General features: G+C 72.9%; 26 protein-coding genes and 2 pseudogenes. 17 read left to right on the plus strand and 11 right to left on the minus strand.

Features of this window, described 5'->3' with window-relative positions; translation table 11 throughout:
* Positions 1–85: 85 nt before the first annotated feature.
* Entirely contained in the window at positions 86–718 is a 633-nt protein-coding gene (locus ACWD1Z_RS30950; RefSeq protein WP_451123115.1) for a dihydrofolate reductase family protein, read from the minus strand.
* 27 nt (positions 719–745) lie between these two features.
* Positions 746–1,099 (minus strand): VOC family protein, encoded by a 354-nt coding sequence (locus tag ACWD1Z_RS30955; protein ID WP_451123117.1) that lies wholly within the window; start codon positions 1,097–1,099, stop codon positions 746–748.
* A 61-nt stretch (positions 1,100–1,160) separates the two neighbouring features.
* Between ACWD1Z_RS30955 and ACWD1Z_RS30960 the strand changes: the two genes are divergently transcribed.
* On the plus strand, positions 1,161–2,036 hold the full coding sequence (locus tag ACWD1Z_RS30960; RefSeq protein ID WP_451123119.1) for a universal stress protein: 876 nt from the start codon (positions 1,161–1,163) through the stop codon (positions 2,034–2,036).
* A gap of 1 nt (position 2,037) precedes the next feature.
* Here the strand turns inward: ACWD1Z_RS30960 and ACWD1Z_RS30965 are convergent, their stop codons facing one another.
* A complete protein-coding gene (locus ACWD1Z_RS30965) occupies positions 2,038–3,279 on the minus strand; it encodes a DUF4032 domain-containing protein (protein WP_451123121.1) in 1,242 nt (413 codons plus the stop codon).
* Between the two features lie 41 nt (positions 3,280–3,320).
* The gene (locus ACWD1Z_RS30970) at positions 3,321–4,067 is read right to left on the minus strand and encodes an MBL fold metallo-hydrolase (protein ID WP_451123123.1); all 747 of its coding nucleotides are present in this window, start codon (positions 4,065–4,067) and stop codon (positions 3,321–3,323) included.
* 149 nt (positions 4,068–4,216) lie between these two features.
* Here ACWD1Z_RS30970 and ACWD1Z_RS30975 point away from each other — a divergent pair, with 149 nt between their 5' ends.
* The 4 genes from ACWD1Z_RS30975 (at position 4,217) to ACWD1Z_RS30990 (ending at position 7,544) form a co-directional block, all read left to right on the plus strand.
* Positions 4,217–4,732, plus strand: a complete 516-nt coding sequence (locus ACWD1Z_RS30975; protein ID WP_451123125.1) for a toxin-antitoxin system HicB family antitoxin — start codon at positions 4,217–4,219, stop codon at positions 4,730–4,732.
* A 114-nt stretch (positions 4,733–4,846) separates the two neighbouring features.
* Entirely contained in the window at positions 4,847–5,689 is an 843-nt protein-coding gene (locus tag ACWD1Z_RS30980; protein ID WP_451123127.1) for a DUF4097 family beta strand repeat-containing protein, read from the plus strand.
* An 80-nt stretch (positions 5,690–5,769) separates the two neighbouring features.
* A complete protein-coding gene (locus ACWD1Z_RS30985) occupies positions 5,770–6,759 on the plus strand; it encodes an ATP-binding cassette domain-containing protein (protein ID WP_451123129.1) in 990 nt (329 codons plus the stop codon).
* Positions 6,756–7,544: an ABC transporter permease gene (locus tag ACWD1Z_RS30990; RefSeq protein ID WP_451123131.1), complete on the plus strand. Its 789-nt coding sequence runs from the start codon at positions 6,756–6,758 to the stop codon at positions 7,542–7,544. Before ACWD1Z_RS30985 ends, ACWD1Z_RS30990 begins: the two co-directional genes overlap by 4 nt.
* Before the next feature lie 174 nt (positions 7,545–7,718).
* Here ACWD1Z_RS30990 and ACWD1Z_RS30995 read toward each other — a convergent pair whose 3' ends face one another.
* A complete protein-coding gene (locus ACWD1Z_RS30995; RefSeq protein WP_451123133.1) occupies positions 7,719–8,345 on the minus strand; it encodes an alpha-ketoglutarate-dependent dioxygenase AlkB in 627 nt (208 codons plus the stop codon).
* 154 nt (positions 8,346–8,499) lie between these two features.
* Here ACWD1Z_RS30995 and ACWD1Z_RS31000 point away from each other — a divergent pair, with 154 nt between their 5' ends.
* Both ACWD1Z_RS31000 and ACWD1Z_RS31005 read left to right on the plus strand, forming a co-directional pair.
* Positions 8,500–9,099, plus strand: coding sequence for a TetR/AcrR family transcriptional regulator (locus ACWD1Z_RS31000; RefSeq protein ID WP_451123135.1), 600 nt, complete (start codon positions 8,500–8,502; stop codon positions 9,097–9,099).
* Between the two features lie 16 nt (positions 9,100–9,115).
* Entirely contained in the window at positions 9,116–10,789 is a 1,674-nt protein-coding gene (locus ACWD1Z_RS31005) for an FAD-binding dehydrogenase (protein WP_451123137.1), read from the plus strand.
* Positions 10,790–10,792: 3 nt separating this feature from the next.
* Here the strand turns inward: ACWD1Z_RS31005 and ACWD1Z_RS31010 are convergent.
* Positions 10,793–11,039 (minus strand): annotated as a pseudogene (locus tag ACWD1Z_RS31010) (DUF488 domain-containing protein); the annotation flags it as partial.
* Between the two features lie 38 nt (positions 11,040–11,077).
* On the opposite strand from ACWD1Z_RS31010, the gene ACWD1Z_RS31015 reads away from it, so the two are divergent.
* The 3 genes from ACWD1Z_RS31015 to ACWD1Z_RS31025 are packed head-to-tail and all read left to right on the plus strand — an operon-like array spanning position 11,078 to position 14,361.
* Positions 11,078–11,809, plus strand: a complete 732-nt coding sequence (locus tag ACWD1Z_RS31015; protein ID WP_451123139.1) for a L,D-transpeptidase family protein — start codon at positions 11,078–11,080, stop codon at positions 11,807–11,809.
* Between the two features lie 18 nt (positions 11,810–11,827).
* On the plus strand, positions 11,828–12,532 hold the full coding sequence (locus ACWD1Z_RS31020) for a response regulator transcription factor (protein WP_451123141.1): 705 nt from the start codon (positions 11,828–11,830) through the stop codon (positions 12,530–12,532).
* Complete coding sequence (locus ACWD1Z_RS31025) at positions 12,529–14,361, plus strand: sensor histidine kinase (protein ID WP_451123143.1); 1,833 nt, start codon at positions 12,529–12,531, stop codon at positions 14,359–14,361. The genes ACWD1Z_RS31020 and ACWD1Z_RS31025 overlap by 4 nt, the downstream gene beginning before the upstream one ends.
* A gap of 7 nt (positions 14,362–14,368) precedes the next feature.
* Here the strand turns inward: ACWD1Z_RS31025 and ACWD1Z_RS31030 are convergent, their stop codons facing one another.
* Positions 14,369–14,623, minus strand: coding sequence for a WhiB family transcriptional regulator (locus ACWD1Z_RS31030; protein ID WP_451123145.1), 255 nt, complete (start codon positions 14,621–14,623; stop codon positions 14,369–14,371).
* Between the two features lie 111 nt (positions 14,624–14,734).
* Entirely contained in the window at positions 14,735–15,949 is a 1,215-nt protein-coding gene (locus ACWD1Z_RS31035) for a saccharopine dehydrogenase family protein (RefSeq protein WP_451123147.1), read from the minus strand.
* A gap of 121 nt (positions 15,950–16,070) precedes the next feature.
* On the opposite strand from ACWD1Z_RS31035, the pseudogene ACWD1Z_RS31040 reads away from it, so the two are divergent.
* Positions 16,071–16,774, plus strand: a pseudogene (locus tag ACWD1Z_RS31040) (TetR/AcrR family transcriptional regulator).
* A gap of 18 nt (positions 16,775–16,792) precedes the next feature.
* On the opposite strand, the gene ACWD1Z_RS31045 reads toward ACWD1Z_RS31040, so the two are convergent.
* Positions 16,793–17,689, minus strand: coding sequence for a LysR family transcriptional regulator ArgP (locus ACWD1Z_RS31045; protein ID WP_451123179.1), 897 nt, complete (start codon positions 17,687–17,689; stop codon positions 16,793–16,795).
* A 69-nt stretch (positions 17,690–17,758) separates the two neighbouring features.
* Between ACWD1Z_RS31045 and ACWD1Z_RS31050 the strand changes: the two genes are divergently transcribed.
* Both ACWD1Z_RS31050 and ACWD1Z_RS31055 read left to right on the plus strand, forming a co-directional pair.
* Positions 17,759–18,373 (plus strand): LysE/ArgO family amino acid transporter, encoded by a 615-nt coding sequence (locus ACWD1Z_RS31050; RefSeq protein WP_451123149.1) that lies wholly within the window; start codon positions 17,759–17,761, stop codon positions 18,371–18,373.
* Between the two features lie 78 nt (positions 18,374–18,451).
* Positions 18,452–19,732 carry an MFS transporter gene (locus ACWD1Z_RS31055; protein ID WP_451123151.1) on the plus strand — a complete coding sequence of 427 codons (1,281 nt, stop codon included), beginning with the start codon at positions 18,452–18,454 and terminating at the stop codon, positions 19,730–19,732.
* 6 nt (positions 19,733–19,738) lie between these two features.
* Here ACWD1Z_RS31055 and ACWD1Z_RS31060 read toward each other — a convergent pair whose 3' ends face one another.
* Together ACWD1Z_RS31060 and ACWD1Z_RS31065 are read right to left on the minus strand one after the other, a co-directional pair.
* Positions 19,739–20,194 (minus strand): cyclic nucleotide-binding domain-containing protein, encoded by a 456-nt coding sequence (locus ACWD1Z_RS31060; RefSeq protein ID WP_451123153.1) that lies wholly within the window; start codon positions 20,192–20,194, stop codon positions 19,739–19,741.
* 381 nt (positions 20,195–20,575) lie between these two features.
* Complete coding sequence (locus tag ACWD1Z_RS31065) at positions 20,576–20,797, minus strand: hypothetical protein (protein ID WP_451123155.1); 222 nt, start codon at positions 20,795–20,797, stop codon at positions 20,576–20,578.
* 146 nt (positions 20,798–20,943) lie between these two features.
* On the opposite strand from ACWD1Z_RS31065, the gene ACWD1Z_RS31070 reads away from it, so the two are divergent.
* The 4 genes from ACWD1Z_RS31070 to ACWD1Z_RS31085 all read left to right on the plus strand — a co-directional run bounded on the left by ACWD1Z_RS31070 (position 20,944) and on the right by ACWD1Z_RS31085 (position 23,591).
* Positions 20,944–21,345, plus strand: a complete 402-nt coding sequence (locus ACWD1Z_RS31070) for an ATP-binding protein (protein WP_451123181.1) — start codon at positions 20,944–20,946, stop codon at positions 21,343–21,345.
* Between the two features lie 63 nt (positions 21,346–21,408).
* On the plus strand, positions 21,409–22,230 hold the full coding sequence (locus ACWD1Z_RS31075) for an ANTAR domain-containing protein (RefSeq protein ID WP_451123157.1): 822 nt from the start codon (positions 21,409–21,411) through the stop codon (positions 22,228–22,230).
* Positions 22,231–22,288: 58 nt separating this feature from the next.
* Positions 22,289–23,131, plus strand: a complete 843-nt coding sequence (locus ACWD1Z_RS31080) for a DUF1206 domain-containing protein (protein ID WP_451123159.1) — start codon at positions 22,289–22,291, stop codon at positions 23,129–23,131.
* Positions 23,132–23,159: 28 nt separating this feature from the next.
* Positions 23,160–23,591: a hypothetical protein gene (locus ACWD1Z_RS31085; protein ID WP_383308988.1), complete on the plus strand. Its 432-nt coding sequence runs from the start codon at positions 23,160–23,162 to the stop codon at positions 23,589–23,591.
* Positions 23,592–23,594: the final 3 nt, after the last annotated feature.

The following is a 23,594-nucleotide window of genomic DNA, read 5'->3' on the forward strand; positions in this document are numbered from 1 at the left end:
CCCCGAGAGTGTCCGGTGCCCGGGCACGGCGACCGCAGCCGCCGGGCCGGCTGTGGCCATCGTATGTTCGATCGCCGCGCTTCGCTCAGCCGGTCGCCTCGCCCAGCACGCGGTAGGTCAGGTGGGTGACCCGGCTCGCCGCGCGGGACGCCACCTGCTCCAGCCGCAGCGGCGGGACGCCCTCGAACAGGCGCGTGCCGGCGCCGATCGTGAGGGGCGCGATGTGCAGCCGCAGTTCGTCGGCCAGGCCGGCGGCGAGGTACTGGTTGACGGTGGTGGCGCCGCCGTGGACCAGGACCTCGCGGTCGCCCGCCGCCGCGCGTGCCTGCGCCAGTGCCGAGTCGATTCCGTCGGTGACGAAGTGGTACGTGGTGCCGCCGGCTATCGGCTGCGGCTCGCGCGCGTGATGGGTGAGCACGAACACCGGCGCGTGGAACGGCGGGTTCTCGCCCCACCAGCCGTTCCACTGCCTGTCCCACGCGCCGCGCACGGGGCCGAACATGTTGCGGCCCATGATGAAGGCCCCGGCGCCGGCCAGCCGGTCGATCTCCTCGCGGTTCTCGTCGGGGGTGTCGAACATCCAGGCGTGCAGCCCGGCGCCCGAACCGTCCCCGCCGTCGTCCCCGAAGGGGCGTTCCTCGCTCTGGTGCAACCCGGCCGAGTAGCCGTCGGCCGAGACCGTGAGGTCGCAGACCACCTTGCCCGTGCGTTCGCTCATCGCGTTCTCCTCCGTCGCGTGGTGCGGTCAGCGGTGCCGCGCGGCCAGCACGCAGAACTCGTTGCCCTCGGGGTCCGCCAGCGTCACCCACGGCTGCTCGCCCTGGCCGACGTCCGCGGGGCGGGCGCCCAGGGCGAGCAGCCGGGAGACCTCGGCCCGCTGGTCGTCCGGGCGGAAGTCGAGGTGCAGCCGGTTCTTGCCGGCCTTCTCCTCCGGTACCGGCACGAAGATCAGGCCCGGGAGGCGGTCCGGCTCCGGGCGGATCTCGTACTCGTCGGCGGAGTCGTTGAGGACCGTCCAGCCGAGGGCCGCCGCCCACCAGGCGCCCAGGGCCGCCGGATCCGCGCAGTCCACCACCACTTGCTCCCACTGCAATGCCATGGGCGCAGGGTAGTGAAGACTGTGGGCACCGACGTGACCGCGACACAGGAGGAACCCCGCAATGACGCGCCCGATCACGGCAGGATTCGACGGGACCGAGGAGAGCATCGCCGCCTTGGGCTGGGCGGCTCGGGAGGCGGTTCGGCGAGGGCTCGCGCTGCGGGTGGTGCACGCCTGGCGGTTCCAGGCGCTGGAGGCGGTCGAGGAGGCCGATCCCGACACGCAGGCCCAGTGGGCGCGGGAAGCGGTGGCGGCGGCCGCCCGGGAGATAGGGGAGCGGCATCCCGGTCTGGAGGTGTCGACGGACGCCTTGGAGGGCGGGCCCGTGGACGCGCTCGTCGCCGCCGCCGCGGACGCCGAGATGCTCGTCCTGGGGTCCCGGGGGCACGGCGCGGTCGTCGGGTTCCTGCTCGGCTCCGTCGGGCAGCAGGTGATCGTGGAGGCCGAGCGGCCCGTCGTGCTCGTCCGGGCCGAGGACAAGCCCTCCGCCGAGGTCGCCGGGCACGAGATCGTCGTCGGTCAGCAGGGCGATCCGGAGGACAGCGCGGCGGCGCTGCGGTTCGCGTTCGAGACGGCCGCGGCGCGTGGTGCCACGGTGCGGGCCGTACGGGCCTGGACGCTGCCGCCGCTGTTCGCGTACAGCCCGGCCTCGCTGAAGCTGCTCGACGACGCGGGCGGTCTGGAGCCGTTCGAGCAGAAGGCGCTGGCGGCGGCGCTGCAGCCGTGGCGGGACCGGTTCCCGGACGTCCATGTCGTGGAGCACGTCGAGATGGGCAGCGCGGGGCAGGTGCTGTTGTCGGTGGCCGGGCGGGCGCAGCTGATGGTCGTCGGGCGCCGCGCCCACCGTACGGCCGTGGGTGCGCGGATCGGCTCGGTCGCGCACGGCGTGCTGCACCACGCCGGCTGCCCGGTGGCCGTGGTGCCGCCCGCGTCCTGAGTCAGCCCGCCTCCCCCGAGGTGGGCTGGAGCGTCTCCCGGGCCGTGGGGAGGATGTTCTTGATGTAGTCCTCCACGGCCGTGTCCAGCCCTATGTCGTGCTGCGAGCGCTCCGACAGGTACCAGCGGTGTTCGAGGAGTTCGTGGTAGATCTCCGCGGCGTCCATCGAGCCGCGCAGTTCGAGCGGGACCGCCCGTACCGTCGGGCGGAACACGTCCCGCACCCAGCGGTGGGCGAGGACCTCGGGGCGGGCGGCGAGGGGGTCGCCCGGGGCGTAGTCGTCCTGGGTGGCCATCCAGCTCTCCAGGTCGTTCAGCAGCCGCCGGGCCTGGTTCTCCTCGGTGTCCAGGCCGGTCAGGCGCAGGAGCTGGCGCTGGTGGTGGCCGGCGTCGACGACCTTGGGCACGAAGGTGACGGTGTCACCGTTGGAGGAGTGCTCGATCTGCATCTCCGCGACGTCGAAGCCGAGGTCGTTGAGGCGGCGTATCCGGCGCTCTATGTAGTGGTACTTGCCCGCCGGGTAGACCGAGGTGCGGGTCAGCTCCTGCCACAGGCCCCGGTAGCGGGCGCAGATCTCGGTGCCGAACTCGATCGGGTCCACCGACGGGTGCAGCGCCCCGGAGGCCTCCAGGTCCAGCAGTTCGCCGCTGATGTTGACGCGGGCGAGGTCGAGGTCGTAGTCCCGCTGGCCGGTGCTGAGCCGGGGGTGCAGGTCGCCGGTCTCGGCATCGACCAGGTAGGCGGCGTAGGCGCCCGCGTCGCGCCGGAAGAGGGTGTTGGACAGCGAGCAGTCGCCCCAGGCGAACCCGGCCAGGTGGAGCCGCACCAGCAGCACGGCCAGGGCGTCCATCAGCCGGTGCATGGTCGCCGGGCGCATCGTCGTCTCGAACATCGAGCGGTACGGCATGGAGCCGCCGAGGTGGCGGGTGACCAGCACCGACTCCAGGGGCGCGCCCTCGGCGTCGGCGCGTCCGGTGACGACGGCGAGGGGATCCACCGCCGGGATGCCGATCCGGTCCAGGTCGCGCAGCAGCTCGTACTCGCGCAGGGCGGGCCGTTCGGCGAGCTCCTTGACCGCGATGACCTCCTCCCCGGCGCGGGCGTAGCGCACGACGTGCCGGGAGATACCGCGCGGCAGCGGCACGAGGTACTCCTCGGGCCACTCCTCAAGCGGCAGGTGCCAGGGCAGCTCCAGCAGGAGCGCGGGGTGCTCCGGGTTGGTCGCGCTGATCTGAAGGGCCATGGGCGGGGTGTCCTCGTCTCGCCGGTGATCGTCACCTCACCCTAGACGGCGCGCTCCCTGGCCTGAAGTGCCGCTTCACGGACCGGACCGCGGTGGGCGGGGCCGTGCCCGGGCAGGACCAGGTCGGCCTCCAGGGCACCGAGCAGGTCCAGCGAGGCCAGGGCGCGGGCGCGCTCGCGGTGGAACATGCCGAGCAGCAGATGCGGGCCCTTGACACGGGAGGTCGGGTGGCCGCTGACCAGGGCGTCCCCGGTGATCAGGGCGCCGCTGTCCGGCAGGCGGAAGGCGCAGTGGCCGTCGGTGTGGCCCGGCGTGTGCACCGGCACCGGGTGTCCCGGCAGATCGAGCGGGGCGCCCGTCGCGAAGGCCGCCGGCGCGGTGACCGGGACGTGCGCCGTGCCGCCGGAGCGGAGCGCGTGCAGCGCCCACGGCACGACGCCCGGCCGCCAGCCGTTGCGCAGGACCTGGCCCACGGACACCTGATGGAGGAACTCCCGCCGGGCGTGCGGCACTTCGGCCTCGTGCAGCAGGACGGGCGTGCCATACGTCGTGCGCAGGTACTCGGCCGAACCCACGTGGTCGTTGTGGGCGTGCGTGATCAGTACGGCCGCCACCGCCTGCGGTGAACTCCCCACCTCTGCAAGGGAGGCGAGCAGGTGCTCCCGGTCGCCCGGGTAGCCGGTGTCGATCAGCGTGGCCGCGTCCCCCTCGGTGAGGATGACCCAGTTGGTGTTGCTGCCGTGCACCAGATGGATGCCGTCGGCCACTTGCCGCACGTTCGCCCGCATGACCGTCCCCGTTCCGAGGTTGCCGCTCGACGGGATCAGCAAAGCAGATCGCGCGGCGGGCGCCGGACCGGGTGCGTCCTGGCGCCACATGGTGCCATCTGGCGCCATCGGGGTTGCGGGTGGCGCCATGATAGTGCCACTATGGTGTCATGGACCTCACCCCGTACGTCGAAACCCTCCGCCGGGAACTGGCGGTGGCCGCCGAGGCCGGCGGTGACCAAGCCCGCGAGCTGGCCGAACGCCTCACCGCTCCGCTGGAGTCGGCGACCCGGCTGACCCTGCTCAACGTGCTCTCGGACGCGATGGACGAGATCACCCGCGAGCTCGCCCCCGGCTCGGTCGACGTACGGCTGCGCGGACTCGACCCCGACTTCGTGGTGACCGTGCCGCCCGCCTACGACAGCGCCCCGGCGCAGCCCGCCGCGCCCGCCGAACCGCTCACGCCGGTGGCGGACGCCGAGGAGGGCGGCACCGCCCGGGTCAATCTGCGTCTTCCGGCCCACCTCAAGGCGCGCGCCGAGGAGGCCGCGAGCCGGGAGGGCCTGTCGGTCAACGCCTGGCTGGTGCGGGCCGTGTCGGCGGCGGTCGACGGAGGCCCGGCGCGCCCGCGCCCCACGGAGAGGACCCGCACGGTCGGGCAGAGCTTCACGGGCTGGGTGCGCTAGGCCCGCTCCGCACGGGAGGGGCGGACCTGCCGTCATCGCGGCCCGCGCCCCAGCACGTCACCCCATCACGTCCCCCTGCGGGACGCCCCACGGACACACGAGGACGGTACAGCCATGCCCGCATTCGACACCCCCGGCCCGATTTCGGTCAGCGCCCGCGTGGACGCCGGTTCCATCCGGTTCTCCGCGGGCGACCGCCTCGACACGGTCGTCGAGGTACGGCCCCGCGATCCGAAGCGGGACCGGGACGTGCGTGCCGCCGAGGTGACCGAGGTCTCCTACGCGAGCGGTGTGCTGACCATCCGGACCAAGCACCGCCGTCTCGTCGGACCCAGCGGCGTCGTCGACGTGGTCGTCGACCTGCCCACCGGCTCGCGTGTCGACGCGACCGGCGCCTGGGCCCAGATGCTCGGCGAGGGCCGGCTCGGCGAGGTCCGCGTGAAGACCGCGGTCGGCGACATCCGCCTCGACACCACGGGTCCGGTGGAGCTGAGCGCGTCGCACGGCCAGATCACCGTGGACCGGGTCGAGGGCAGGGCCGAGATCACCTGCAGCACCGGCAATGTGCGCGTCGGCACCGTCGACGGCCCCGCCGTCCTGAAGAACTCGCACGGCGCCACGATCGTCGGCGCCGTGACCGGCGAGCTGCGGGTGAGCGGCGCCAACGGGGCCATCGACATCGCGCGCGCCGAGAGCTCGGTCACCGGCACCTCGACCAACGGTCTGCTGCGCGTCGCCGATGTCGCGCGCGGGGAGGTTCAGTTGGAGACCTCCAACGGGTCCATCGAGGTCGGCATCCGCGAGGGCGCCGCCGCCTGGCTCGACGTCAGCTCCAACCGCGGGCAGGTGCGCAACGCGCTCGCCGTGTCCGAAGCCCCGGCGCAGACCGAGGATACCGTCACGGTCCGCGCCCGGACCAACTGGGGCAACATCGACGTCCTCCGCGCCAAGGCCTGACCCCGCGAGGTCGGCCCCGACCCGCTCACTACTCCCACTTCTTCAGCCTTCGAACGGGGGGCGCCATGCCTTCATCTGTCATGCCCACGTCCAGTCCGGGGGGCGGTTGCCCGGCTCCGGCCGCCGTCTTTGCCGCCGGTCTGCGCAAGTCGTACGGCGACCGGACGGTCCTGGACGGCGTCGATCTGCGGATCCCGGCCGGATCCGTGTTCGCGCTGCTCGGGCCGAACGGCGCCGGCAAGACCACCGCGGTGAAGATCCTCTCCACCCTCGTCACCGCCGACGGCGGCCGGGCCGAGGTCGCGGGTCACGACCTCGCCACCGATCCGCAGGCCGTGCGTGCCGCGATCGGCGTCACCGGACAGTTCTCCGCCGTGGACGGGCTGATCACCGGCGAGGAGAACATGCTCCTCATGGCGGACCTGCACCACCTGCCCCGGCGCGAGGGGCGCCGGGTCACCGCCGAGCTGCTGGAGCGCTTCGACCTCACCGGGGCCGCGAGGAAGCCCGCCGCCACCTACTCCGGCGGCATGAAGCGCCGCCTGGACATCGCCATGACCCTGGTCGGCGATCCGCGGATCATCTTCCTCGACGAGCCGACCACCGGGCTCGACCCGCGCAGCCGCCACACCATGTGGCAGATCATCCGTGAGCTGGTCACCGGCGGCGTCACGGTGTTCCTCACCACCCAGTACCTGGAGGAGGCCGACGAACTCGCCGACCGGATCGCCGTGCTGCACGACGGCAGGATCGCCGCCGAGGGCACCGCGGACGAACTGAAGCGGCTCATCCCCGGCGGCCACGTCCGGCTCCGCTTCTCCGACCCGGCCGCCTACCGCTCCGCCGCCTCCGCGCTGCGTGAGACCACCCGCGACGACGAAGCGCTGGCGCTCCAGATCCCCAGCGGCGGAAGCCAGCGCGAACTGCGCGCCATCCTCGACTGGCTGGATGCCACCGGGGTCGAGGCCGACGAGCTGACCGTGCACACCCCCGACCTCGACGACGTGTTCTTCGCCCTCACCGGCGGCGCCGCGACCGTCCCCGACCAGCCGAAGGAGAACGCCCGATGAGCTCCCTCGCCCTCACCGTGCGCGACTCGTCCACGATGCTGCGCCGCAACCTCCTGCACGCCCGGCGCTACCCGTCCCTGACCCTCAACCTGCTGCTGACGCCGGTCGTCCTGCTGCTGCTCTTCGTCTACGTCTTCGGCGACACCATGAGCGCGGGCATCGCCGGCGCCGCCGACCGCTCCGCGTACGTCGCCTATGTCGTCCCCGGCATCCTGATGATGACCATCGGCGGCACGGTGGTCGGCAGCGCGGTGTCCGTCGCGATGGACATGTCCGAGGGCATCATGGCCCGCTTCCGCACGATGGCGATCCACCGCGGGTCGGTGCTCATCGGGCACGTCCTCGGCAGCGTCCTCCAGGTGATCATGAGCGTGGCGCTGGTGGGTGCCGTCGCCGTGGCCATCGGCTTCCGGTCCCGTGGGGCCACGGTCCTGGAGTGGCTGGCGGCGTTCGGCCTGGTCACGCTCGTCGCCCTGGCGCTGACCTGGATCGCGGTCGGGATGGGCCTGGTCAGCCCGAACGCCGAGGCGGCGAGCAACAACGCGCTGCCGTTGATCCTGCTGCCGCTTCTGTCGAGCGCTTTCGTGCCGATCGAGGCGATGCCGGGGTGGTTCCAGCCGGTCGCCGAGTACCAGCCGTTCACACCGGCCATCGAGACCCTGCGCGGGCTGCTGCTGGGCAGCGGGATCGGCCACAACGGATGGCTCGCGGTGGCCTGGTGCCTGGGCCTGTCGGTGCTGGGCTACGTCTGGTCGAAGGCGACCTTCGGCCGTGACCCGAAATGACGGGGCCGGTGCACCCGGCGGCCACCCGCAGTGACGGGGGCCGGTACACCCGGCGCCTGCCTCAAGCAGCGGCCGTCACTGCATCCGGCGCCTGCCTCAAGCGGCGGGCACTGCATCCGGCGCCTGCCTCAAGCGGCGGGCACTGCATCCGGCGCCTGCCTCAAGCGGCGGCCGTCACTGCACCCCGTGCGGCCGGAACTGGATGCTGATGCGCGGTCCCGTCGCGCGCGAGCTCTTCGGGACCGCGTGCTCCCACGTCCGCTGGCAGGAGCCGCCCATCACGATCAGGTCGCCGTGGCCCAGCGGGCGGCGCACGGTCTCGCCCCCGCCCATCGGGCGCAGCAGCAGATCCCGGGGCGCGCCCACCGAGACGATCGCGACCATCGTGTCCTCGCGTGCACCCCGGCCGATCCGGTCGCCGTGCCAGGCGACGCTGTCCCGGCCGTCGCGGTAGAAGCACAGCCCCGCCGTGGTGAACGGCTCGCCCAGCTCCTCGGCGTAGTGCGCGCACAGCGCGGCCCGCGCCTCGTCCAGCACCGGATGCGGCAGCGCGTCGCCCGCCCCGTAGAACGCGAGCAGCCGAGGCACGTCCACGACGTGGTCGTACATCTTCCGGCGCTCGGCGCGCCAGGGCACCTCGGTGGCGAGCTGTTCGAACAGGGTGTCCGAGCCGCTGAGCCAGCCGGGCAGCACGTCGATCCAGGCGCCCCGGCCGAGCGCGGTCCGGCGGATCCCGTCGAGGGACCCGAGCCTGACCTGGTCCGTCTGGTCGAAGAGGGATCCCTGGAGGTGCGTGGTCATGGCTCCAGCGTACTCCTTAATCGAAAGCCTGTTCCTATCCGCAGCCGGGTCCGACCAGCCCCTTTCGATGCACTGATGTATCGGATACATTCACGCATCGAACGACGGACCGACCGGGAAGGCGGCCAGGGTGGCGGAGCAGACGGCGCGGCGCGTGACCAGGCGTCGCGTGCGCACCCGGGCCAATCTGCTCGACGCCGCCTTCGAGGTCTTCGCCGCCAAGGGGTTCGGCCGGGTGTCGATCGAGGAGGTCTGCGAGGCCGCCGGCTACAGCCGGGGCGCCTTCTACTCCAACTTCGCCAGCCTCGACGAACTCTTCTTCGCCCTGTACCGGCAGCGCGCCGACCTGATCGCCGAGCAGGTCGCGGGCGCGCTGGCGCTGGACGGGCCCGCGCTCGACGTACCGCAGTCCGTGGACCGGGTCACCGAGGTCCTGCTGCTCGATGTGGAGTGGCTGCTGGTGAAGACGGACTTCCTGGTGCACGCGGCCCGGGACCCGGCCGTCGCGCAGAGCCTGCTGGAGCACCGCGAGCGGCTGCGCGCGGCCATCGCCGACCGGCTCGCCCGGGCCACCGGGCACACCCGGCTGCCCGCCGTGCTCGGCGGCATCGACGGCGCCGCGCGCGCGGTCGTCGCCGCCTACGACGGGGTCACCACCCAACTGCTGCTGGACAAGGACGTCGACAGCGCCCGCGCCTGGCTCAAGCAACTGCTCACCGCCCTGCTGACCGACGGCAGCGGCACTCCCCACTGAGGAAGGGAACGGTCGCATGGATGCCGACGTCATCGTCGTCGGAGCGGGCCTCGCGGGCCTGGTCGCCGCGCATGAACTCACCAGCCGGGGCCGCCGGGTCGCCCTGGTGGACCAGGAGAACGCCAACAACTTGGGCGGACAGGCCTTCTGGTCGTTCGGCGGGCTGTTCCTCGTCGACTCGCCGGAGCAGCGGCGCCTGAAGATCAAGGACTCCTTCGAGCTGGCCTGGAACGACTGGCAGGGCAGCGCCGGGTTCGACCGCGTCGACGACGAGGACTCCTGGGCGGTGCGCTGGGCGCGGGCCTACGTGGAGTTCGCGGCGGGGGAGAAGCGGTCCTGGCTGGCGGGGCACGGCATCACGTTCCTGCCCACCGTCGGCTGGGCCGAGCGCGGCGACCTCAGGGCGCACGGCCACGGCAACTCGGTGCCCCGCTTCCACATCGCCTGGGGCACCGGCACCGGCGTGGTCGAGCCGTTCGTCGGGTACGCCGAACAGGCCGCGCGCGACGGGCTGCTGACCTTCCACCACCGCCACCGGGTCGACGAACTCGTCATCGAGGGCGGCCAGGCGCGCGGCGTGCGCGGCACCGTCCTCGCCGAGGACACCTCGGCCCGCGGCGTGAAGTCCAACCGCGAGCGCGTCGGCGACTTCGAACTCACCGCCCAGGCCGTCGTCGTGACCACCGGCGGCATCGGCGCCGACCACGACATCGTGCGCCGCTACTGGCCCGAGCGCCTCGGCACCCCGCCCGCCGAGATGGTCACCGGCGTCCCCGCCTACGTGGACGGCCGGATGCTCGACATCAGCGCCCAGGCGGGCGTACGGCTGGTCAACCGCGACCGCATGTGGCACTACACCGAGGGCCTGCAGAACTGGGACCCGATCTGGCCCGGCCACGGCATCCGCATCCTGCCGGGACCGTCCTCGATGTGGTTCGACGCGCTCGGCCGCCGCCTGCCCGACCCCTGCCTGCCCGGCTACGACACCCTCGGCACCCTCAAGTACCTGCGCACCACCGAGGACATCGCCGGGTACGACCACTCCTGGTTCATCCTCACCCGGAAGATCATCGAGAAGGAGTTCGCGCTCTCCGGCTCCGAACAGAACCCCGACATCACCGCCAAGGACCGCGCGGGCTTCCTCAGGGAACGCGTGCTAGGCAAGGGCGCGCCGGGACCGGTCGACGCGTTCCTGCGCAAGGGCGCCGACTTCGTGACCGCCCCCAACCTGGAGCAGCTCGTCGAGAAGATGAACGGCCTCACCGGCAAGGCGCTGCTCGACCCGGCCGGCCTCCGGCGCCAGATCGAGGCCCGCGACCTGCAGCTGGCCAACTCCTACAGCAAGGACGCCCAGGTGCAGGGCATCCGCAACGCCCGCCGCTACATCGGCGACCGGCTCGGCCGGGTCGCCACCCCGCACCGCATCCTCGACCCCGCCGCGGGCCCGCTGATCGGCGTCAAGCTGCACATCCTCACCCGCAAGACGCTGGGCGGCATCCAGACCGACCTCGACTCCCGCGCGCTGGGCGCCGACGGGCAGCCGGTGGACGGGCTGTACGCGGCCGGTGAGGTGGCCGGCTTCGGCGGCGGCGGGGTGCACGGCTACAACGCGCTGGAGGGCACCTTCCTCGGCGGCTGCCTGTTCTCCGGGCGGGCGGCGGGACGGGCCGCCGCCCAGCAGACCCGCTGAGCGTCAGCCCAGCAGCCGGGCCGGGACGGCCGCGTGACTCTCCTCCGGAGTCCTCGCGGCCGTCAGCAGCGCAACGGCCCCCTTCCGCGCCAACTCCCTGACATCTCCGAGGAGTTCGGGCTCGTACCGGCGGCCGAACTCCCCGCAGGCCCCCTCGCCGCGCGTGGTACCGGCGCCGCAGCCCGGTCGACGCGGTCAGCGCCTCGGGCCACTGGTCCACCCGGGCCGCGTCCTTCGACACCCCGCGGGGCTGACGGGTTCCTCACAAGTGTCCGGCAAGGTCGACGCATGATCACGCCGAACCCGCGGGCCGCGCTGCTGGCCGCCTGCCTCCTGCTCACCGGATGCGGCACCGGCGCCGCGGCGACCACCCCGACCACCGCGGCCCCCACGAAAAGCGCGCCCCAGCCGGAGATCTCGCTGGACCTGGCCCCGCAGCAGATCCCCGGCCTCGGCGCCAGGACCTGGGCCGAGGTGCCCTCCGCCACCCGCCAGGCACTCGTGGTGACCGGACGCGGCAAGAACTCGCCCCACTCCACGGCCGTCCTGCACGAGCGCACCGACGCCGGATGGGAGGCGGGCCCGAGCCTGCCCGCGCACAACGCGCTCAAGGGCTGGACCGACCACCACCTGGCCGGTGATCTGCGCTCACCCATCGGCGTCTTCACCCTCACCGACGCCGGCGGACGCCTGCGCGACCCCGGGACCCGGCTGCCGTACGACCACGGTCCGGGCTTCACCGCGACCGGTACCGGTTTCGAGGGCGAGCCCCTGGCGGGCTCCTTCGACTACGTCATCGCCATCGACTACAACCGCAAGCCCGGCACCACACCGCTCGACTGGACCCGCCCGCTGGGCGACGGCCGCGGGGGCGGCATATGGCTCCACGTCGACCACGACGGACCCACCCAGGGCTGTGTGAGCCTCGCGAAGGACCATATGAGAACGCTGCTCCTGGCCCTGGACCCCGCCAAGAAGCCCGTCGTCGTCATGGGCGACGCGAAGTCCCTCGCCCGCTGACCGCCTAGGATCCGCCGCGTGTGCGCACATGTGCTGGTCGCCGAGGACGACGAGATGCAGGCCGAACTGATCCGGCGCTCCCTGCTGGTGGAGGGTCACACCGCCACGGTGGTCCACGACGGCCCCGCCGCCCTGGACGCCGTCCGACGGCTGCGCCCCGACCTCGTCGTGCTGGACCTGATGCTCCCCGTGATCGACGGCTTCGGGGTGTGCCGGGTGCTGCGCCGCGACCCCGGGAATCCCGACATCCCGGTGCTGATGCTCACGGCCCGTTCCGCCGAGGACGACCTCCTGCTCGGTCTCGAACTGGGCGCCGACGACTACATGACCAAGCCGTACAGCCCGCGTGAGCTGATGGCCCGGATCCGCACCGTGCTGCGGCGCAGCGGGCGGGCCGCGGACCGGCGGGAGGATCCCGTCGTACGGGCGGCGGGCCTCGCCGTCGATCCGGTGCGGCACGAGGTGCGCTGCGACGGGGAGCCGGTGGAGTGCACGCCCGCCGAGTTCCAGATCCTGCTCGCCATGACCGCCGAGCCCGAGCGGGTGTTCTCCCGGCGGCAGTTGCTGGAGTGCACCCGGGGCACCGACCGGGCCTCCACCGAGCGGGCCGTGGACGTCCACATCATGAACCTGCGCCGCAAGATCGAGGCCGATCCGCGGCGGCCGGTCCGGCTGCTGACGGTGTTCGGGGTGGGCTACAAGCTGAGCGGCGGCCGCGGATGAGATCCGGCATACCCCTGTGCAAGCGGCTCCTGGTCCGGCTGCTGATCGCCTCGGTGCTGATCGCGGTGTGCTCGGTGGCGGCGACGGCATGGCTGGCGGTGGAGACCACTACGCGCGCCCTGCGCGAGGAACAGGGCCAGGTCCTCGCCGACGACATGGACGTCCTCGACCGGCTCAGCGGCTACGCGGCCACCCACCCCGACTGGAAGGGCGTACCGGGCACGCTGCGCGAGCTGTCCGACCGGATCGGCCGGCGCATCGCCCTGACCACCGGCGACGGCGACGGCACGGTGATCGCCGACTCCGCGGCGCCCGGCACCCCGCTGCCGCCGCGGGCCGCCGCCACCGTCGACCCGCTCACCATCGACACCCACACCGACCGCGGCGCCCAGCGCGGCGGCACCGACCCCCGGCTGGTCGGCCCCTACTGGCTGCCCGCCGACGAACGCGCCCGGCTGGACCGGCTGGCCGGGCAGCGGCGCGCGTGCTTTGCCCGCAACGGCATCGAGGCGACCGTGGAGCGCACCCCGAGCGGTCGCCCGGTCCTCACCGACGACGACGGCAGCGCCCTCGACTACGTGCCCACGGAATGTGCCGACGGACGGCTCAACACGCCCACCGCCACCGAGGACAAGGCGCTGACCGAGCTGACCGAACGCGCCCGCGCCTGCCTGGACGCACGGGGCCTGGAGTTCCACGAGCCGCTGTTCGTCGCCGTGGACGTCACCGAGCGCAGGATGACCACCCGCTACCTCATGGGCAAGCTCCTGACGCAGCCGCACGGGAGCGCCCAGCGGCAGGCGCAGGACTGCGTCGAGCAGGCCCGCCGGGCCCAGCTCGACCCCTATGCCGCCCCGCCCGCCCACCTGTACCTCGGCGTCGGGGACCGGCCCGCCGTCCGCTTCGACCTGTCCCCGGCCAACTGGACCAAGGTCGTGGGCACCGCGGGCCTGGTGCTCGCCGTCACCGTGGCCGTGACCGCCGTCGTCGCCACCCGGCTCGTCAGGCCGCTGCGGGCGCTGACCGCCGCCGCCCAGCAACCCCCGGACCGGCATGTGCGGGTACCGGTCACCACCCGGGACGAGACCGGGATCCTCGCGGCGGCGTTCAACGAACTCACCGACCGCCGGGCCCGGTTGGAGGCCCAGCGCAAGGCGATGGTCAGCGACATCGCCCACGAACTGCGCAGCCCGCTCACCAACATCCGCGGCTGGCTCGAGGTCACCCGGGACGGCCTCGTCGACCCCGACCCCGCCCTGCTCGGCTCGCTGCACGAGGAGGCGCTCGTCCTGCAGCGCGTCATCGACGATCTCCAGGACCTCGCCGACGCCGACGCCGGCACCCTGCGGCTGCACCGCGAGCCGGTCCGCGCCGACGAACTCCTCGACCAGGTAGCCGCCGCCCACCGGGTCGCCGCCGACGCGGCAGGGGTCACCCTGCGCACCTCGGCGCAGGGCGACCCCTGGCTGGACGCCGACCCGGTACGGATGCGGCAGGCGCTCGGCAACCTCGTCTCCAACGCGCTGCGGCACACCCCCTCGGGCGGCTCCGTGACCCTGTTCGCGCGCCACGACGGCGACGCCGTGGTCCTGGAGGTCACCGACACCGGCTGCGGGATCGCGCCCGAGGATCTGCCGCACGTCTTCGACCGCTTCTGGCGGGCGGAGAAGTCCCGCAGCCGCCGCACCGGTGGCAGCGGGCTCGGCCTGCCCATCGTCCGCCACCTGCTGGCCGCCCACGGCGGCACGGCCGAGGCGGCGTGCGAACCCGGCACCGGCGCGGTGTTCACGCTCCGGCTGCCCGGGTGCGGCCCGCCGCAGGACCCCTGACGGGCCGCTAGCCGCTGCGGCGGCGCGCGGAGGCCCGCCGCCGCAGCAGCGCCAGGCGCTCCGTCTCGGTCGTCGCGCCCCAGACGCCGACCGCCTGGCGGGTGTCCAACGCCCACTCCAGACACCGCTCCTGCACCGGACAGCGCCGGCACACCTCCTTCGCCTGCTGCGCCTGCATCAGTGCCGGCCCCGAGGTACCGATCGGGAAGAAGAGTTCGGGGTCCTCGTGACGGCATTCGGCCCGGCCCCGCCAGTCATCCATCGAAGTCACCTGCGCCCTAACGTCGTTCGTGCCTTTCGGATGCGTTTAGTCGCTTTCGGGTGACCTGCCGACACGGAAGTGAAACCACGGATTTCTGAGCAGGCCCCGCGGTCACTGCTCGCGCAGGCCCCACGGGGAGCCGTAGGCGGTCAGCAGATCCAGGAACGGGCGGGCCGGGAACGCCTCCGGGCCGAGCACGCCGGCGCCCGACCAGGCGCCGCCGGCGAGGAGTTCGAGCGCGACGACCGGGTTGACGGCCGTCTGCCACACCACGGCCTGGCTGCCGTACTCGGCCATCGACCACGCGTTGTCGACGACGTGGTACAGGTACACCTCGCGCGGCGCCCCGTCCTTCACGCCCCGCACCCAGGTGCCCGCACAGGTCTTGCCGCGCATCCGCTCGCCGAGGGTCGCCGGGTCGGGCAGGCAGGCGGCGACCACGTCCCGGGGCGAGACCCGCACCGGCCCGTCGGGGCCCGGCACGGTCACCGGCTCGGTGCGGTCCAGGCCCAGCAGATGCAGCGTCCTGAGGGTGCTGATGAACTCCTCGCCGAGCCCGTACTTGAAGGTGACGCGGCGGGCGTCCACCCAGCGCGGGACCAGCAGCACCTCCTCGTGCTCCACGTTCACGCACTCCACCGGCCCGATGCCCTCCGGGAAGTCGAACACCTCGGGCTCGCTGAAGGGCTCGGTGGTGAACCAGCCCCGGTCGGCCTCGTAGACGACCGGCGGGTTGAGGCATTCCTCGATCGTGGTCCAGATGCTGAAGGAGGGGGCGAAGTCGTAGCCGTCGACGGTGAGGTTCGCGCCGTCCCGGACGCCGATCTCCTCGATCTCGTCGAAGAGTTCGTCGGCCGCGTACCGGGCGAAGACATCGGACAGGCCCGGCTCCACGCCCATGCCGACCAGGGCCAGCGCGCCGTCCTCCGCCCACGCGTCGGCCTCGGCGAACTGCTCGTCGCCGAGCTTGACGCCGCACTCGCGGTACGGGTGCTCGGCGTGCGGACGCGACAGGGACATCGCCATGTCGACATAGGTGGCACCGGCCGCGCGCGCCGCCCGGAACAGCGGCATCACGAAGCGCGGGTCGGTGGCGTTGAGCAGGACGTCGCAGGAGTGGCGCCGCAGCAGCGCGGCCACCGCGGCCTCGTCGCCGGCGTCGACCCGCTCGGCCCGGAACCGGGGGTCGCCGAGGTGGGCGACGGCCGCCTCGGCGCGCGCCGGGTCGAAGTCGGCGACGATCATCGCCCCGAAGAACGAACGCCGGGCGGCGATCCGGGTCACAGCGGTGCCGACACCGCCGGCGCCCACGAGCAGTACACGCATGACGAGAACTCCCTGTCGGAGCGGATCAGAAGGACTGGGAAAGAACGCGGGGCCCCGACGGAGATACAACGCCCGCCCTTCACGTAAGGTCAATCGCGTTGGCATAAGGCGGGAGGCGGGCGTGCCCAAACCGGTGGTCCCCGAGGGAAGCGGCGCCGGCGCCGTCCGACCAAGAGCGGCACGGTGCTGTCCGAGGCGCTGATCGTGGAGACCGCGCTGCGGCTGCTGCGCGAGCACGGCAGCACCGGGCTCACCGCCCGCCGCCTCGGGCTGGCCCTGGACGCCGATCCGAGCACCCTGTACCGGTACTTCCGCGGCATGGACGACCTGACCCTCGCGATCGGTGACGCGCTCATCGGACAGGCCCTGCACGGCTGGCGGCCGACGGGGGAGTGGCGGGCGGACCTCAGGGCGGTCGGCCTCAGGATCCACGCCGCCTACGTCGCCCATCCGCAGGCCGCGCTGCTGACCACGAACCGGGTCACCGGCCGGGCCAACGAACTCGCCGCCGACGAGGCGGTGCTGGACGTGCTGCGCACCGCCGGTTTCCCGCTCGCCGAGACGGTCCGGATCTACCACGCCTTCATCGACCAGACCCTGGCCTTCGCCGCCTTGGACGCCGCCTCCCTGGCCCTGCCGAGCGCCGCGCTCCGTGCCGACGAGGCGATGTGGCGCTCCACGTACGCCCGTCTGCCCCGCACCAGCCATCCCCGCATCGCCGAGGCGGCGCCCCTGCTGGCGACCCGCATGGTGACCAGCGCCTATCCGACGGCCCTGGAGATGCTCCTGGACAGCGCGCAGGCCCGGCTGCACCCGGCGCGCTAGCTCCGTCCTGATGTGGACCTAGACGTCCAGCACCTCGGCCGCCGTCCTCGCCACCACCTCCGCGACCGTCGCCAGCGCGGGGGAGTCCAGCTTCCACTGCTGCCAGTACAGCGGCACGTCCACCGGCCGCTCCGGGGCGAGGCAGACCAGCCGGCCGTCGCGCAACCGGGCGCCGGCCTGGATCTCGGGCACCATGCCCCAGCCGAGCCCGGCCTCGACGGCCGCCAGGAACCCCTCCGACGTGGGGATCCGGTGCCGGACCGCGCCGGTGCCGTCCCGGCGCAGGCGGCGCAGGAAGGCGTCCTGGAGTTCGTCGCTGCGGTCGAAGGTCACCACGGGCGCTTCCGGCAGCGCCTGACGCAGCGGTCCGGCCAGATGCCGCTCGACGAAGCCGGGGCTCGCCGCGGCGACGTACCGCATCCTGCCGAGCGGCCGTACCGAGCACCCCGCCACCGGCTCGGCCGCGGAGGTCACCGCCGCCATCACCAGGCCCTCCCGGAGCAGGGCCGCGGTATGGGCCTCGTCCTCGCGGCGCAGTTCGAAGCAGAGCCGTGGGCCGGACGGCACGCGGGTGAGGGCGTCGAGGAACCAGGTCGCCAGGGAGTCGGCGTTCACCGCGACCGACACCCGGGTCGGTTCCCGCTCCGCGCCGCCCATGCCCAGCTCGGCCCGCGCGTCGCGCTCCAGCCGGGCGAGCTGGCGCGCGAACCGCACCACGACGGCGCCCGACTCGGTGGGGCGCACCGGTTTCGTCCGCACCAGCAGCACGCGCCCCGTGCGCTGTTCGAGCGCCTTCACCCGCTGGCTGACCGCGGAGGGCGTCACGTGCAGCTCGGCCGCGGCGGCCTCGAACGTCCCCTCGTCCACCACCGCGAGCAGCGTACGCACTTGGTCCAGCGGCAGCTCCGTCACCATCACGAGAGCTAAGGGTACGTAAGAATCTTTAGCTGTACACACGGTGGGGGCGTCTCTAGCGTCGGAGCCATGCCCATCGCTCTCACCACCGCCGCCGCCGGTTTCGGCACCGGCCTCTCGCTCATCGTCGCCATCGGCGCCCAGAACGCCTTCGTCCTGCGTCAAGGCATCCGCCGTGACGCGGTCCTCGCCGTCGTCGGCATCTGCGCCCTGTCCGACGCCGCGCTCATCGCCCTCGGCGTCGGCGGCGTCGGCGCGGTCGTGGTGGCCTGGCCGGGCGCGCTGACGGCGGTCGGCTGGATCGGCGGAGCGTTCCTGATCGCCTACGGCGTCCTCGCCGCCCGGCGCGTGTTCCGTCCGGCCGGTGCGCTGCGGACGGACGGGGAGGCCACGGGGTCGCGCCGGCGCGCGGTGCTGACCTGTCTGGCGATGACCTGGCTCAACCCGCACGTCTACCTCGACACGGTGTTCCTGCTCGGCTCCGTCGCCGCCGACCGCGGTGACCTGCGCTGGACGTTCGGGCTCGGCGCCGTCCTCGCCAGCCTGTGCTGGTTCACCGCGCTCGGTTACGGCGCCCGGCTGCTCAGCCCGCTGCTCGCCCGCCCCGCGGCCTGGCGGATCGTCGACGCTCTGGTCGCCGCCATGATGCTCGTCCTCGGTGTGTCACTGATTCTCGGAAGCTGAGATCACGCAACCCGAACTCCCGCTCGGCACCGCCATGGTGCACCCTGGTTCCCGAAAAAGATGTAGCGAGCAACCAGGATGTGTGTGGACACCGGCGAAGAGCGGGCGGCGCCCGAGAAGACCCCACGAGTCAGGCGCCGCTGGGTCATGGACACCCGCCCGCTGCGCCGCCCCGCCTACCGCCGGCTGTGGTCCTCGACGATCGTCACCGCGGTCGGCAGCCAGCTCACCGCGGTCGCCGTCCCCAAGCAGATCTACGACATCACCGGCTCCTCGGCCTGGGTCGGCTACGCGAGCCTCGCCGGACTGCTGCCGCTGGTGGTGTTCGCGCTGTGGGGCGGTGCGGTGGCCGACAGCATGGACCGCCGCAAACTGCTGCTGATCACCAACTGCGGCATCGCCGTCACCTCGGTGCTGTTCTGGCTCCAGGCCGTCGCGGACCTGGAGTCGGTGCCGGCCCTGATGGTCCTGCTCGCCGCCCAGCAGGCGTTCTTCGGGCTGAACGCGCCGGCCCGCAACGCCTCCGTCGCCCGGCTCGTCCCGGCGGACGAACTGGCGGCGGCCAACGCCCTCGGCTCGACCGTGATGCAGACCGGCCTGGTCGCCGGTCCGCTGCTGGCCGGAGCCCTGATCCCGGTCATCGGGCTGCCCGAGCTGTATCTGCTGGACGCGCTGGCGCTGTGCGTGACCGTATGGGCGGTGCACCGGCTGCCCGCGCTGCCGCCCCTGGCCGGGTCGACGGTCCGGCGGGCCGGGCTCCGGGAGATCGGGGCGGGGTTCCGTTACATCGCCCTGCACAAGGTGCTGCTGCTGTCGTTCCTCGCCGACGTGATCGCCATGGTCCTCGGCATGCCCCGGGCCCTGTTCCCGCAGCTCGCCGCCGAGACCTACGGGTCCTACGGCGAAGGCCTCGCCCTCGGTGTGCTGTTCGCCGCGATCCCGGTCGGCGCGGTGCTCGGCGGGCTGTTCTCCGGCACCTTCTCCCGGGCACGCCGGCACGGCCTGATGGTGATCGGCGCCGTGGTCGCCTGGGGCGCCGCCATCACCGGCTTCGGGCTGAGCCGCGGCCTGTGGCTCGCGGTGGCGTTCCTGATCGCCGCCGGGGTCGCGGACATGGTGTCGATGGTCTTCCGCGGGGCGATCCTGCTGTCCGCCGCCACCGACGAGATGCGCGGCCGGATGCAGGGTGTCTTCACGGTCGTCGTCGCGGGCGGACCGCGCCTCGCCGATGTGCTGCACGGCACGGCGGGCTCCGCCTTCGGCGCGCGCCAGGCGGTCGCGGGCGGCGGCCTGCTGGTCGTGGTGGCGATGCTCGGCCTGGCCCTCGCCGTCCCGGCGCTGCGCCGCTACCGGGTCTGACGCCCCCTACAGGGCGCTGCGCCGGCGCATCCCGTACTGCTCCATGAGCTTGCCCCGGGTCATCTCCAGCCGGTGCGCGAGGATCTCGGCGACCGTGCGGACCAGGATCATGCCGAGCTGCTGGTCCTCCTCGCACAGCCGGAGCACGGCCGCGGCGTCGAACTCGTAGGCGCGCACCGGGCTGAACGCCTCCGCGCCGAAGTCCCACCGGTACGGCGGGAACAGCCAGGACCAGCCCAGCAGATCGCCGGAGCCGAGGCTGGCGACGGTGACCCGCTGCACGGAGGTCACCTGCTGGTCCAGTGATACGGCGCCGGAGCGGATCACCCAGAACCGGTCGGCGGTGCCGCCGGCCTCGAAGATACGGGCGTCCTCCGGGAAGGAGACTTCCTTGGCCGCCGTCATCAGATGGCTGCGCTGCGGCGGGGGAAGGGCGGTCAGCAGTTTGGTCGCTTTGGTCATGACACGGGGCTCCTCGCCGGCGTCGGGGTTCCGGGGCTTTCCCTACGCCCATTTCAGCCGCTGCCGAGGCGAAGAGCACCTTGACGGACTACAGAACCGGTGGAGATTTCCGCGGGCATGAAAAAGCCCTGGCTGGACGGGGGAAGCCAGCCAGGGCCGTATGCGGGGTCCGGGGGACGGTTCACATCGACCCCGCGACCACGTATGGATGAAAGGTAAACCATCTCTGGTCACCGTGTGAAACCACCAGCGGGTCACGTGACCCGTTTCACTCCGGGCCGGCCGTCGGGACCGCCCGAGGCCGGCACACCGCCGAGGAGGACCGCGTCACGGAGGATCTCCCGGACCGCCGGATCCGCGCCGCGGGCGTGCGGGCCCCGCTCAGGGCTCCTGCGCATGCGCGCCCGGTGTCACGATCTCGTCCAGCACCCGCAGCACGGCCTCGTAGGCGACCGCCCGCACGTCGGCCTCCCGCGCTCCGTCCGGGTCACTCGCCCGCAGTTCGACGCTGCGGGTCCGCCAGGTCTGCTCCTCCTGTCGCGCGCAGGTCCGGGCGCGCTGGATGCGCCGTAGCAGTTCGTCTGAGTCCACGACATCGGTCATGGATTCCGCGTACCCCGTGGTGGCCGGTTCGAGCGTCCGGCCGGGTGCCGGAAGGTTTGACCCGCCCGGTAAGGGCGAGCCGGGAAGGAGGGAACGCAAGGCGCCACGGGGAGCGCGCCCCTCTATACGATTCACGGAGTCAGATGATGCGCGGGGAGCACAGCACACAGTCCGTGAGCGAACCGGCCCAGGCACGCCGGGCCGTGGAACGCGCGGTGGCCGACCACTGCCGCACCACCGGTGCGGCGCCCGACCGCATGGCGGTCCACGACGCTCTGCTGGTCGCTTCGGAACTCACCACCAACGCGATCGTGCACGGCGGCGGAGTCACCGACTTCCGCGTCGATCTCGTCGATCCCGGCGTACGGGTCTCGGTGAGCGACCGCAGCGACTGCCTTCCGGTGGTCACCGAACCCGGCGAGCGGCGCTCGCCCCGCCGTTTCGGCGGCCACGGCTGGCGGATCGTGTGCCGTCTCGCCCGTGACGTGCAGGTATCGCTGCTGCCCGCGGGCGGCAAACGGATCAGCGCCCTGGTGCCGCTGCTCTGAAAACCTCGCGTGTATGACGAAACGAAGAGGGCAGGTGCGGTTGCGACCCACCTGAGGAGTTCCATGACCGATACCGAGGGGGAGCTGGAGCGGCTCCGCGCCGAGGTGCGCGATCTGCGCGCCCGCGCCCTGACCCATCCGCTGATCGCACAGGCCCAGGGCATGCTGCAGGAGCGCTACGCGCTGCCCGACGCGGACAGCGCGTTCTCGCTGATGCGGCGGGCCTCGCAGCAGCACAACGTGCGCATGCGCACCCTCGCGGAGGCCGTGGTGACCCTGCCGCGCCCCGACGAGCGCGCGGCGCTGTGGTTCACCGGCCGGGCCCGGACCGTGGAGCCGCCCCTGATCTTCCCGGCCGCCCGGGAGACCGGCAGCGAGACCCGGGGCGCCGTCCTGACGGCGGTACTGAGCCAGACGCTCGCCGTGGTGGACACCGACATGGGCAATGTGCAGCTCGCCGACCGCGCCCGCACCGGGTTGCGGATCGAGAAGCACACCGGGCACACCGCGGACTTCCTCGACTTCTTCGCCTACGTCGGTGCCGACGGCACCGCGTGCGCCCGGGCGGCCCGGGACGTCGCCCAGTTGACCGTGCACGACGTGGAGGCGGACCCGGTCTTCACCGAACCGGCCCGGGAGGCGATCCTCGCCTCGGGCAGCAGGTCCGTCCACAGTGTGCCGCTGGCCACCGCCTCCGGCCAGTGCCTGGGCATCGTCTCGGCACACTTCGAGGGCCTGCTCAAGGACATGACGGCGGCCCAGCTCAAGGCCCTGGAGGAGGTCGGCGCCCAGGCGGGCCGCTGGCTGGCCTGGTACGACCGCACCGTGGTCCTGGACGCCCTGGAGCACCTGCACGCCCTCGGCCGCCGGAGCAGGCGGCGCTGACCGGTCTTCCGACGTGAGTCCCGCCGCAACCGGGGCATTCGAAGTCCGGGAGGTCCTGATGAATATGAGTGCCGTGGTCGGGGCGGGTCGCACCCCGTCCGGGTCGAAGGCCGCCGGTTCGATGACCGAGGGCGCCGCCCGGGCGGGACTGGCCGCGCGCGGGGTGATCTACCTGCTGGTCGGAATCCTCGCCCTGCAGATCGCCTTCGGCGGCCGGCGCCGCCAGGCGGACCGCCAGGGCGCCCTGGCCGAACTGTCCGAGAAGCCCTTCGGCTCCGTCCTGCTGTGGGCCCTGGGCATCGGCCTGGTCGGCATGGCCCTGTGGCGGCTGTCGGAGGCGGTCTTCGGCCGCGTGGGACCGAAGGGCCACAAGCCCCACAAGCGCCTCCTGTCCGCGGGCAGGTGTCTCTTCTACGGCTTCGTCGCCTACTCCGTGCTGCGCTTCGCGGCGAACGGCGGCAAGGGCGAGGGCGGCGGCTCCGCCGACCAGCAGTCCCGCGACATCACCGCGACGGCGATGGAGCTGCCCGCCGGACAGTGGATCGTCGGGGCGGGCGGGGCGGGCATCATGGTCGCCGGGGCGTGGATCGGCGTCCAGGCGATCCGCCGCAAGTACCGCAAGGATCTGAAGCTCGGCGAGATGTCCCGGACCGCGCAGCGGCTGACGGACGTGACGGGCGTGGGCGGCGGCCTGGCGCGCGCAGCGGTCTTCGCCGTGCTGGGCGCCTTCGCCGTACGCGCCGCCGTCGACTACGAACCCGACGAGGCCAAGGGCCTGGACGACACCCTGCGCTCGTTCGCCGAGACGGGGCTCGGCCCGTGGCTGCTGGCCGCCGTCGCCTGCGGTCTGGTGCTGTTCGGCCTGTTCTCCTTCATGATGGCCGCCCGGCGACGCGTCTGAGACTCCGGATAAGGGGAACGCGGGGCAGATGAACGACTACGAGCTTTCGCCCGACGGCCGGCCCGTGGACATCTACCTCGGCCTGCTGCGCGCCCGAATGGACACCGAGGACTACCTCCGCCTGCTCGACGTCGTCGAACCCGTCCTGCGGGCCATCGACGAGCGGCGGCTGCCACCGGCCGAGTTCGCCCTGGACGACGACGGCGAGGAGCAGCTGCCCCAGGAGATCCGCGACCAGGCCGCCCTGGTCATCGCCACCGCGGTCACCGGCCGGATGGACAACGAGGTCGTCGAGATCGACCTCGGGGACACCGGCTCGGTCCGGGTGGTCACCGACTCGGCCACCGCCTCCGACCCCGACCGCCTGGACGAGATCGCGTCCTACATCAGGACGCGCCGCCACGACGACGAGGAACTGCGCGGCATCGCCGAGGCGAGCGGCCTGCCCACCGACTTCTGACCG

The organism is Streptomyces sp. NPDC002784 (assembly GCF_053592135.1).